The organism is Paenibacillus andongensis (assembly GCF_025369935.1).
In the GTDB taxonomy this organism is placed as follows: Bacteria; Bacillota; Bacilli; order Paenibacillales; family NBRC-103111; genus Paenibacillus_E; species Paenibacillus_E andongensis.
Map to the genome: position 1 here is coordinate 3,616,954 of NZ_CP104467.1, position 12,085 is coordinate 3,629,038.

Consider the following 12,085-nt stretch of genomic DNA (forward strand, 5'->3'; position numbering starts at 1 on the left):
TGCCCTTGGTATTTTTATGGGGAGGCTGTTCATGAGTAATTTGGCTGATAAACGGAATCGCTTTGAGCTTTTGATGCAGCAAGCCGAGATTCCAGCCGATATCGTGCGGTCATTTTTTGCGGAAGGCTACATCGAGCAGGTAGAAATTAGTCGTAAAAATCGCGACTGGACCTTTTATTTGGTGAAAAATGAAATTGTGCCTCAGAATATTTACCGCTCTTTTTGTAAAATGATTCAAGAGAAGTTCGCTCAAATTGCGAAGATTCGTTTTATTTGGAAATATGAGCAAGTAGAACCTGCTGCCTTGGTAGAGGAATACTGGAGCCTATTTATGGAATGGCTGCAGCGAGAAGTAGCATCGATTAACGGTTGGATGTCGAAATCAAGGTTTGAGGTACAAGGTCATACACTAACGCTTATTATGCTTGATCAGATCGGACTTGAACTTGCTAAAAAGAAAAATGTAGATATGTTCATACGGAACTTTTTTCATAACTTTTTTCAAACAGAATTAAACGTAAAATATGCGGTTAGTGATTCTACTGAGATCGAAGCTGAGTACGAGAAATTTGCGAAGCAGCGCGAGCAAGGCGAGAAGACCATCACCCAAGAGATCATGATGTCCATCGACATGGAAGAAGAAGAATCCTCATTACCAGATACGGATCTCAAGCTTGTCATGGGTATTGATATCAAAGAAGTGCCAACACCTCTGAAAGACATTCAAGAAGAAGAGAAGAAAGTGACGGTTCAAGGTACCGTATTTGGACTAGACGTCAAGGAATTGAGAAATGGAAACACGTTATTTACATTTAACCTGACCGACTTTACTGATTCTTTGGCGATGAAGGTATTTGCGAAAACCAAAGATGATGTGAAGATTATGAGCTTGCTTGCGAATGGAACATGGATTAGAGCGCGAGGTAAGGTCGAATATGATCGTTTCATGCAAATTCCTGAACTTGTCATGATTCCAAACGACCTGTATGAAGTCATGGCGCCTAAAGATCGTATGGACGATGCCGCTGAGAAGCGTGTTGAGTTTCATTTGCACACGACCATGAGTACGATGGATGCATTAACACCGATCGATCAGTATGTGAAAATGGCAGCTAAATGGGGACATAAAGCCATCGCGGTTACCGATCATAGTAACATTCAATGTTTCCCTGATGCTGGAAAAGCAGCCAAAAAGCACGGAATTAAAGTGATTTATGGTGTGGAAGCCAACGTTGTGAATGACTCTGTTCCTATTGTGATGAATGGTCGGGATATGGATCTGAAGCAAGCAACATATGTGATATTTGACGTAGAGACAACGGGACTTTCGGTTACCAATAATCGAATTATCGAGCTTGCAGGTGTTAAAATGCAGGACGGTAAAGAAATTGAGCGATTTGCAACGTTCATTAATCCCCACGAGAAAATTCCTTACAACATTCAACAATTGACGAACATTAACGATGACATGGTCAAAGATGCGCCTGATATTGAGGAAGAGCTTCCTAAGTTCATTGAGTTTGTTGGTGATTGCGTTCTCGTAGCCCATAATGCACGATTTGATATGGGGTTCCTTCAAGCGAATTTGAAACGTATGGGATTGCCGGAGGTTACGAACTCCGTTCTTGATACCCTAGAGCTTGCTAGATTTTTATTCCCTTCCATGAAGAACCATCGTTTGAATACGTTGTCGGATAAATTTAAAGTAGGCTTGGACAACCATCACCGTGCGATTGATGACTCTATTGCATTAGGTTTTGTTTTATATCATTTAATTAACGAGGCTAATGATCGACAAATATCGAATCTTGCTAAATTGAATGATTATGTTGGAAAAGATTTGTCCAATCAGCGCCCTTTTCATTGTTGTGTTTATGCGTTAAATGCCGTAGGGAAGAAGAACTTATTCAAACTTATATCCTTATCTCATACAACCTATTTACAGCGTTCCGCAACAATTCCCAAAAGTGTGCTGGTAGAATTAAGAGAAGGTCTTCTTATCACCTCTGGATGTGAAAAAGGGGAATTCTTTGAAGCTGTGCTTAATAAATCGATCGAAGAAGCCGAGCAAGTGGCTGAGTTCTATGACATCCTTGAAATTCAACCTGTGAGCTATAACATGCATCTAGTAGAAAAGGGGCTTGTTGGCAGCGTTGAAGATTTAGAAAATGCTGTGCGACGCGTTTGTGAGATTGGTTATAAGACTGGCAAACCGGTTATTGCTACAGGGAACGCGCATTATCTGAATCCTCGTGAAAAAGTATGCAGAGATATTACGATTAATGGGATTACTGGGTTTAGCCCACTCAAAGCGATGAAGAAACCGGATGCTCATTTCCGTACAACCAAAGAGATGCTGGAAGAATTCAAGTTTCTTGGTGAAGAAAAGGCATTTGAAGTTGTCGTGCGCAGTACGAATGACCTGGCAGATCGGTTCGAAGTCATTGAACTATTCCCGGATAAGTTGTTCACACCCATTATCGAAGGGGCCGACGAAGAAATTCGGACAACCTGTTATAATACAGCGAAGTCCATGTATGGGGACGAACTTCCGGAAGTCATTATAGCCCGGCTTGAGAAAGAGCTTGTTCCGATTATTAAGTTCGGTTTCTCTGCCAACTATTTGATTTCTGAACGTCTTGTGAAAAAGTCGAATGCGGACGGTTATCTCGTAGGTTCAAGGGGTTCCGTTGGTTCTTCCGTCGTTGCGATGATGTTAGGAATTTCCGAGGTTAATCCGCTGCCTCCTCATTATATATGTGTATCATGCCAGCATAGTGAGTGGTTCCTAGACGGGAGCGTTCCGAGTGGATTCGACCTTCCGAACAAAGTTTGCCCGAATTGCGGCGGTAATTTAAAAGGTGACGGTCACGACATTCCGTTTGAGACCTTTCTTGGCTTTAAAGGGGATAAGGTTCCCGATATTGATTTGAACTTCTCCGGAGATTATCAACCCGTTGCCCATAATTACACCAAGGAAATTTTTGGTGAGAAAAATGTATTCCGCGCGGGGACCATAGGTACTGTCGCTGAAAAGACTGCTTTCGGTTTTGTAAAAAAGTACGAGGAAGAACAAGGTCAGAAGTGGCGAGGTGCTGAAATTAGCCGATTGGCTGCTGGTTGTACAGGGGTTAAGCGAAGCACGGGGCAGCATCCCGGCGGTATTGTCGTAGTACCGGATTATATGGAAGTTGATGACATCACACCTGTGCAATATCCAGCTGATGATAAGAATTCGGAATGGAAAACGACCCATTTTGATTATCATGCCTTTGATGCCAATTTGCTGAAACTTGATATTCTCGGACACGACGATCCGACGATGATGCGGATGCTGCAGGATTTAACAGGTGTTGATCCAACAACCATTCCGATGAATGATGCGAAAGCGATGAGTATTTTCAACTCGACGGAAGCGCTTGGGGTCAGACCGGATCAAATCCGATCTCCTGTAGCCACTTATGGTGTTCCTGAAATGGGAACCAAGTTCGTTCGTCAGATGCTTCAGGAAACGCAGCCGAGCTCCTTTGCCGACTTATTGCAAATTTCGGGATTATCCCATGGAACGGGCGTTTGGCTTGGTAATGCACAGGAGTTAATTAAAAAAGGGATTTGTAACATTAAGACCGTTATTGGTTGTCGGGATGACATCATGCTCTACTTGATTTATAAAGCAGGCATGGATGCAGGTCTTGCTTTTAAAATTACCGAGAGTGTTCGTAAAGGTAAGGGGCTTACAGATGAGTGGAAAGATGAGATGAAACGCTGTAATGTGCCAGCATGGTATATCGAATCTTGTGAACGGATTGAGTATATGTTTCCAAAAGCGCACGCTGCTGCTTACGTTATCTCAGCTGTTCGTACAGCTTACTTTAAGGTGTATCATCCAATTGCTTATTATGCGACATACTTTAGTGTTCGTGCAGCGGACTTTGATCTTGAACTTCTCTGCCAAGGATATGATGCGATTCTTAAAAAGTTGATTGAGATTGAAGAGAAAGGCTTCCAGGCGCTGCCGAAGGAGAAAGCAATGGTATCCATTCTTGAAATGTCACTCGAAATGACGTCTCGTGGCTTCAGTTTCAAGCCAATTGACATTTATCGATCGGATGCGACACGGTTTATTATCGATGGTACATCACTTATCCCGCCATTTGCGGCAATGTCAGGTATCGGTGATAATGCAGCCAAAAATATTGCCGCTGCCAAGGAAGAGGGCGACTTCCTCTCCATCGAGGATTTCCAAAACCGATCCAAAGCCTCAAAGACGGTCATAGAGATGCTCAGTGCTATGGGATGTTTCCGCGGACTGCCGGAATCGAATCAATTGTCCTTATTCTAAGCATAGAATTCTGTTTCTAAAGATAAATTTTAAAGTTGATGCTTCCGAAGTGAGTTTGCTAAAGAAAACTTTTAGCTGTCAAGTGAAAATGATTAACAAGTTTGCTATTGTAATGCAAAGAATGGTTATGGTATAATTTTTATTGGCAATAATGAGGATATCATCTTGTGATTAAAGAGTGGGGAAACCCACTCTTTACATTTTGATATAGGACTTTTCGGAATGCGATTAAGGAAAGTCAATTTAGGAGGTACATTTATCTGTGGCTACACAAGCGCAAATCAAATCCGTCATTGAGGACATGCTGAAGGATTTCATTGAACAAAATGGATTTGAACTCGTGGATATTGAATATGTCAAAGAAGGCAGCAACTGGTTCCTTCGCGTCTATGCAGACAAAGAAGGCGGAATTGATATAGATGATTGCGGCCGCATCAGTGAATACTTAAGTGTTCAATTGGATGAGAAAGATCCTATTGCTGATGCCTATTTCTTGGAAGTCTCTTCACCAGGCGCTGAACGTCCGCTTAAGAAGACACAAGATTATCACAAGGCTGTGAATAGTCATGTATTTGTTACCACCTATGAACCGATAGACGGTTCCAAGGAATTTGAAGGTTTGCTGCTTTCTTTTGACGAGGAAGAACTCGTTATTGAAATTGGCAAAAAGAAAATAATTATTCCGTTCGCTAAAGTAGCAAGCGCTCGTCTAGCTATCGTTTTTTAGTGATCGTTATTTATTGAAAGGGGGGACTCAGTTCAAATGAACACGGATTTTATCGAAGCGCTGTCGGAAATTGAACGTGAGAAGGGTATCTCAAAGGAGTTACTTATCGATGCAATTGAAGCAGCGATGATTTCAAGTTATAAACGTAATTTCAACACCGCACAGAATGTGCGAGTTGATATCAATCGCCATACTGGCCTCATCAAGGTATTTGCTCGTAAAACCGTAACTGAGGAAGTATTAGATCCAAGATTGGAAATTTCACTTCATGCTTCTCGTGAAATTAATCCGAATTACCAATTGGAAGATATCGTTGAAATTGAAGTGACTCCTCGTGATTTCGGACGTATTGCTGCTCAAACTGCCAAACAAGTGGTGACTCAGCGTATTCGTGAAGCCGAGCGTGGCTTAATTTATAATGCTTTTATTGATAAGGAAGAAGATATCGTTACAGGTATCCTTCAACGTCAAGATCAACGTAACATTTATGTAGACTTGGGTAAAGTTGAGGCTGTGCTGCCTTTGACTGAATTGATGCCTACGGATAAGTTCAAACAAGGCGATCGGATTAAAGCGTATATCACGAAAGTGGAAAATACGACGAAAGGACCGCAAATCATTTTATCAAGAACTCATCCAGGACTATTGAAGCGTCTTTTTGAACTGGAAGTTCCTGAAATCTTTGATGGTGTGGTCGAGATTCGTTCGGTTGCGCGTGAAGCCGGTTTCCGATCAAAAATTGCTGTTCATTCCCGCAACGCTGAAGTTGATCCAGTTGGATCCTGTGTAGGACCTAAAGGATTACGTGTTCAAACGATTGTAAGCGAACTGCGCGGCGAGAAAATAGACATCGTACGTTGGATGGAAAGCGTGGAAGAATACGTAGCCAATGCGCTTAGCCCTTCCAAAGTGCTTGAAGTGCAAATTCATGAAAATGAGAAAATGGCGCGTGTCATTGTACCTGACTATCAGCTTTCTCTGGCAATTGGAATTAAAGGGCAAAATGCTCGTCTTGCTGCCAAATTGACAGGTTGGAAAATAGACATCAAAAGTGAAACACAAGCCGAACAAGAATTTGGTAGAGTGAAAACTTATTCAGAAGAAATGCATCAAGATTCTGTGAGTGTCGATTAAGTTTTTGTTCGGAGCAAGGGGTGATCGGAATGAAGCAGAGAAAAATCCCTCTGAGAAAATGCGTGGCCTGCCAGGAAATGATGCCGAAGAGGGACTTGATCCGCATCGTCAAAACGCCTGAAGATGAAATTCTCATTGATCTTAAAGGGAAAAAATCTGGGCGCGGTGCCTACCTGTGCGGTAAAGTTTCTTGTTTTAAATTGGCGAAGAAAAGTAAAGCCCTGGATAGAGCCCTTAAGCACGCCGTTGGTGCCGATATTTATGACCAATTGGAGCAAGACTTCATTCGTGTTGAAGATGAGTTCCTCTCTTCCAAAGAAGAGGAGTCTGAGGATGAATCCTAAATTTTTATCCCAATTAGGCTTGGCGATGCGGGCAGGGAAATTAGTTACCGGTGATGAAGGTGTATTCAAAGCGATTCGCTCGGGAGAAGCCAAACTTGTCATTATGGCGGAGGATGCGTCCGCTAATACACGTAAGAAATTTCAAGACAAATGCCAATTCTATGGGGTTAAACTCATGGAAATAGGTACGAAGTATGAATTGGGCCGCAGCATTGGGAAAGAAATGCGTGTCACCATAGGTGTATTGGACGGAGGCTTCGCGCAGATGCTGCAGAAGAGTCAAGATAATCCTGCGGAGGTGAAACATATTGACCAATAAACAAGACAATAAAGATAAGACTCGCGTTTACGAATACGCAAAACAACTCAATATGAGCAGCAAAGAAATTATAACCATCCTCAAACGTCTGAATATTCCCGTTAACAATCATATGAGTGTAATGGAAAATGACGCAGTGAGCAGTGTAGAAAAGTTTTTTCGTGATATTAAAGCCAATGCGGCTGCCAAACGAGCAGCTACGGACGGAGGAAATGTGAGTTCATCTACGACGAATCAGAATCCTGCAACGCAGGCTCCAGCACAAGAGAATAAAGGTGCAGCAACACCGGCTTCGAAGCCAGTTGCTTCAGAACCAACGAACAGCGGCACGACTACAAATGGTGCTGTAACAGCGCCTCAAGGACAATCTACGCCTAATGCGGCTAGTCGTCCAGCTCAGCCAGGGCGCGATCAACGTCCAAGTGGTCAAGGATCATCGCAAGGCGGGCAACGTCCTAACAGTCAGGGCCAAGGTGGACAACGTACTGGTTACCAAGGTGGAAGTCCAGGCGGACAGCGCCCTAGCGGCCAAGGTTCCAGCCAAGGCGGACAACGTACGGGCTATCAAGGTTCCAACCCAGGCGGGCAGCGCCCAAGTGGTCAAGGCTCCAGCCAAGGTGGACAACGTACGGGGTATCAAGGTTCCAATCCAGGTGGCCAGCGTCCAAGTGGATCCACTGGCGGCTACAATAGTGGGCGTCCTAGCGGCGGTCAAGGCTACAGTCAAGGCGGCCAAGGCGGAGCTCCACGTACGAATAGCAACTATGCAGGTTCCCGTCCAAGTCAGGGTACTGGAGGACCGGGAGCTGGTGGTGGACAGAGCGCGAATAGCGGCCGTCCGCAAAATGCAGGACCGAACCGCAGTGCTGGTCCAAACCGTCAGTCTAAACCGTTTGATAACCGTAACAATAATCAAAGCGGAAGACCAGTCATTCAAGAAGCTAAACCGCAGTTCCACGTAGGTGCAACAGCAGCTGAATTGGATGATGCAGCAGCTAAAGCGGGTGTAATTACAACTAAGAAATCCAAACCAACACCTAAACGTTTTGATGATAACCGTTCTGGCGGAAATCGCGGGCCTGGTGGTCAAAACAGAGGTAATCAACGCGGTAACAATAGAGGCAGATACCAACAAGAAACCGTTAAAAAAGAGAAAATTGACAACACACCTAAGAAAATCATCGTTCGTGGTAGTATGACCGTTGGTGAAACAGCGAAATTACTTCACAAAGATGCTTCTGAAGTTATTAAAAAACTTTTATTCTTGGGTACAATGGCAACAATCAACCAAGAGCTCGATTTGGACGCGATTCAATTGATTGCAACTGAATTTGGTGTTGAAGTTGAGATTAAGATCAAAGTCGAAGAAGATAATTTCGAGACGTTCGAAGAAGTGGATGATGAAGCTGATCTGCTTGAGCGTCCGCCCGTTGTTACGATTATGGGTCACGTCGATCACGGTAAAACGACGCTTCTCGATGCCATTCGTAAAACTAGCGTAACCGAGGGAGAAGCTGGTGGTATTACGCAGCACATCGGGGCATATCAAGTAGAAGTTAACCATAAGAAGATTACGTTCTTGGATACACCGGGTCATGAAGCATTTACAACGATGCGTGCCCGCGGTGCACAAGTAACAGATATTACGATTATCGTTGTTGCTGCTGATGACGGTGTAATGCCTCAAACAGTAGAAGCGATCAACCACGCTAAAGCGGCGGGCGTTCCGATTATCGTAGCTGTGAACAAGATTGATAAAGAAGGCGCTAATCCGGATCAAATTAAACAAGCACTTACTGCTTATGAATTGGTACCGGAGGAGTGGGGCGGCGACACAATCTTCGTAGAAATTTCTGCAAAACAACGGATTGGACTTGAAAATCTGCTTGAGATGATTCTGCTTGTTGCGGAAGTTCAAGAGTATAAAGCTAACCCGAATAAACGTGCTAGAGCGACCGTCATCGAAGCCGAGTTGGATAAAGGTCGTGGTCCAGTTGCCAGAATCCTGATTCAACATGGTACATTGAAAGTCGGAGATAGCTTTGTAGCTGGCGTGTGCTTCGGCCGCGTAAGAGCGATGGTGAATGATAAAGGGAAACGTCTGAAAGAAGCGGGTCCTTCAACACCAGTTGAAATCACGGGTCTTACAGAAGTTCCACAAGCTGGTGATCCATTCCTTGCTTATGAAGATGAGCGTAAGGCAAGAGACATTGCAGATCGTCGTTCCATAGCACTTCGACAATCCGAGATGACGGCGAATTCACGCGTCACGCTGGATGACCTCTTTAAACACATTAAAGACGGCGAAATCAAAGAGCTCAATGTAATTATCAAAGGTGACGTTCAAGGTTCAGTTGAAGCTCTGAAAAGCTCCCTTGAGAAGATCGAAGTGGAAGGCGTTCGCGTCAAAATTCTTCACAACGGTGTTGGTGCTGTTACGGAGTCTGATATTATTCTGGCTTCTGCATCTAATGCGATTATTATCGGTTTCAATGTTCGTCCTGAGCCTGCGGCGAAAGCAACGGCAGATCAAGAGAAAGTTGATATCCGTATGCATAACATTATCTACAACGTAATTGAAGAAATCGAGCAAGCTATGAAGGGCATGCTGGATCCTATCTTTAAAGAAGTTGTACTCGGTCAGGCAGAAGTTCGTAATGTATTCAAAATTACGGGTTCAGGTACAATTGCTGGATGTATGGTTATATCAGGAAAAATTGCGCGTAACGCACAAACTCGCTTGATCCGCGGCGGTATTGTCGTACACGAAGGTAAAATTGACTCCCTGAAACGATTCAAGGATGACCAAAAAGAAGTTGCACAAGGTTATGAGTGTGGTATATCTCTTGAGCGTTATCATGATATTAAAGAGGGCGACATTATTGAAGCCTTCATCATGGAGTCCGTTGAGAGGTGATGACAAATGGCTAGAGTTCGTGTAGGTCGAGTTGGCGAACAAATCAAGAAAGAATTAAGCCAGATCGTTCAGTCCGAATTGAAAGATCCACGTATTGGTTTCTTGACCGTTACGGGTGTAGAAGTAACGAACGATTTATCCTTAGCTCGCGTATTTCTTAGCGTAATGGGGACAGAAGAAGAGAAAGCAGCAACGCTTAAAGCTCTTTCTGTAGGTTCTGGTTATATTCGTTCGGAATTAGGCAAACGAATTCGTTTACGTAAAATTCCAGAGCTGCAATTTAAGTTCGATGCTTCTATTGATTATGGAAGTCATATTGATAACTTGTTGCACAAGCTTAATCAGGAAGGAAATCCAAACGTATGAGCATTGGAATGAACCATGCCACCGAATACAGCAAGCAGCTGGCAGCAGCAGCTAAGTTTATCGAGCAGCATGATGATTTCCTGGTGGTATCTCACATCCAACCGGATGGGGATGCCGCCAGTTCTACGTATGCAACCGGTTGGATTCTTAAACAACTGGGAAAATCTTTTACAATGATCAATGAGGGCGCTATGCCCTCTAAATTTTCCTATTTATGGGGAAGTGATCAGGTTCTTGATTTTGGCAAGGAAGTTCCTTGTAAACTTTACCAAACCATCATAAGTGTTGATTGTGCTGATTTCTCCAGAATGGGTAGGATCAGCACTCTTTTTGATGACCAAGCTCAGCTGCTCAATGTTGACCATCATCCAACGAACGATAGATTTGGTTCATGCCATTTGATTAAACATGATGCCGCTGCAACTGTTCAAATTCTGTATGATTTAGCTATACATATGAAGCTTGTACCGAATTTGGAGTTTGGTGATTGCATTTACACTGGCTTGCTGACAGACACTGGTGGTTTTCGGTATTCGAATACCTCACCTGAGGTTATGCAGATTGGTGCAACACTGTTATCTCTTGGTGTTAAGGGATCAGTCATAGCTGAACAAGTACTGGAACGAGTCACCTACTCACAAATCGTACTTCTGCAGAAAGCTTTATCTACACTTTCATTTGCGAATGATCGTAAATTGGCATGGCTTGCTGTTTCTCTTTCAGATTTAGAGTTAACTGGTGCCTCAAGCGATGATCTGGATGGGCTTGTCAACTATCCGCGTAATGTCGAAGGCGTAGAAGTGGGCATGCTATTTAAAGAGAAAGCAGCCGGCGTAATTAAAGTAAGTCTCCGCTCATCAGGACTTGTTGACGTTGCTGCGATTGCGCAATCACTTGGCGGAGGCGGCCATGTTCGTGCATCAGGCTGTACAATTCAAGGTACACTTGAGGAAGCAGTAGCCAAAATGGTTCAGGAAGTAGGGAACGAGTTAATATGACGTTAGAAGGCATCTTGCCTGTATGGAAACCAGCGGGCTTCACTTCTCATGATGTTGTAGCCAAAGTTAGAGGTATCCTTGGGATCAAACGCATCGGCCACACGGGGACGCTTGACCCGCAAGTAACCGGTGTTTTGCCATTATGTATAGGTAGAGCAACACGAATGGTTGAGTACATTCAGGAGTTGCCTAAAGAATATGAAGCTGAACTCCGAATCGGTCTTTCTACCGACACGGAGGATATGACAGGTACTGTGTTGGAAGAAGTTTCACAGGTGACTTTGGATGAAGAGAAGGTCCGTGAGGTTCTTCATTCTTTTGTCGGAGAAATCGAACAGATTCCACCGATGTTCTCAGCTGTCAAGATTGATGGGAAACGTCTCTATGAATTAGCCCGAGAAGGCAAAGAAGTAGAGCGGAAATCACGCAAAGTGACGATTCATAAGCTAGACATTCTTCATATGGACCTATCGCAGAAGCATCCAGAGATTCAATTTCGTGCTTCTTGCTCCAAAGGGACCTATATAAGAACTTTATGTGTGGATATTGGCAAGGCTCTTGGCTACCCGGCGGTGATGAAAAGTTTGATTCGGACATCGACGGGCAGTATTCGCCAAGAGCAGTGCTTAACATTTGAACAGATTGAACAAATGAAGGTTCAAGGATTACTGCAGGCGCATATGATTCCTATGGATCAGGCGATTTCACATATCCCATTCATTGAACTATCTGCCGGGGAAGCCGTACATGCACTACAGGGGAAGAAAATAGCTATGACAGCGAATCGAACGGCGCATGCAGATGCATCGCAAACCATTTTCAGGGCTTATTCGCCTGATGAACGTTTTCTTGGTTTGTATGAATGGAACAGCGCTAGCCAAGTCCTGATCCCAGCCAAAGTTTTCCTTTAATAATAACGTCACGGGACAGGTTGACAT

Annotated in this window: 9 protein-coding genes; all 9 read left to right on the forward strand. The window is 43.8% G+C overall.

Features of this window, described 5'->3' with window-relative positions; translation table 11 throughout:
• Positions 1–31: 31 nt before the first annotated feature.
• The 9 genes from NYR53_RS16045 to truB all read left to right on the forward strand — a co-directional run bounded on the left by NYR53_RS16045 (position 32) and on the right by truB (position 12,058).
• Complete coding sequence (locus NYR53_RS16045; protein ID WP_261306057.1) at positions 32–4,342, forward strand: PolC-type DNA polymerase III; 4,311 nt, start codon at positions 32–34, stop codon at positions 4,340–4,342.
• A 262-nt stretch (positions 4,343–4,604) separates the two neighbouring features.
• The gene (gene rimP, locus NYR53_RS16050; RefSeq protein WP_029195243.1) at positions 4,605–5,069 is read left to right on the forward strand and encodes a ribosome maturation factor RimP; all 465 of its coding nucleotides are present in this window, start codon (positions 4,605–4,607) and stop codon (positions 5,067–5,069) included.
• Positions 5,070–5,105: 36 nt separating this feature from the next.
• Positions 5,106–6,203: a transcription termination factor NusA gene (gene nusA / locus NYR53_RS16055; RefSeq protein ID WP_261306058.1), complete on the forward strand. Its 1,098-nt coding sequence runs from the start codon at positions 5,106–5,108 to the stop codon at positions 6,201–6,203.
• A gap of 29 nt (positions 6,204–6,232) precedes the next feature.
• Positions 6,233–6,547 carry an RNase P modulator RnpM gene (rnpM, locus tag NYR53_RS16060; RefSeq protein ID WP_029195245.1) on the forward strand — a complete coding sequence of 105 codons (315 nt, stop codon included), beginning with the start codon at positions 6,233–6,235 and terminating at the stop codon, positions 6,545–6,547.
• A complete protein-coding gene (locus NYR53_RS16065) occupies positions 6,537–6,866 on the forward strand; it encodes a L7Ae/L30e/S12e/Gadd45 family ribosomal protein (protein ID WP_261306059.1) in 330 nt (109 codons plus the stop codon). Before rnpM ends, NYR53_RS16065 begins: the two co-directional genes overlap by 11 nt.
• Positions 6,856–9,783, forward strand: coding sequence for a translation initiation factor IF-2 (gene infB / locus NYR53_RS16070; protein ID WP_261306060.1), 2,928 nt, complete (start codon positions 6,856–6,858; stop codon positions 9,781–9,783). Before NYR53_RS16065 ends, infB begins: the two co-directional genes overlap by 11 nt.
• Before the next feature lie 6 nt (positions 9,784–9,789).
• Positions 9,790–10,149, forward strand: a complete 360-nt coding sequence (rbfA, locus tag NYR53_RS16075) for a 30S ribosome-binding factor RbfA (protein ID WP_047672920.1) — start codon at positions 9,790–9,792, stop codon at positions 10,147–10,149.
• Positions 10,146–11,147, forward strand: a complete 1,002-nt coding sequence (locus tag NYR53_RS16080; RefSeq protein WP_261306061.1) for a DHH family phosphoesterase — start codon at positions 10,146–10,148, stop codon at positions 11,145–11,147. The genes rbfA and NYR53_RS16080 overlap by 4 nt, the downstream gene beginning before the upstream one ends.
• Entirely contained in the window at positions 11,144–12,058 is a 915-nt protein-coding gene (gene truB, locus NYR53_RS16085; RefSeq protein WP_261306062.1) for a tRNA pseudouridine(55) synthase TruB, read from the forward strand. Before NYR53_RS16080 ends, truB begins: the two co-directional genes overlap by 4 nt.
• Positions 12,059–12,085 lie beyond the last annotated feature (27 nt).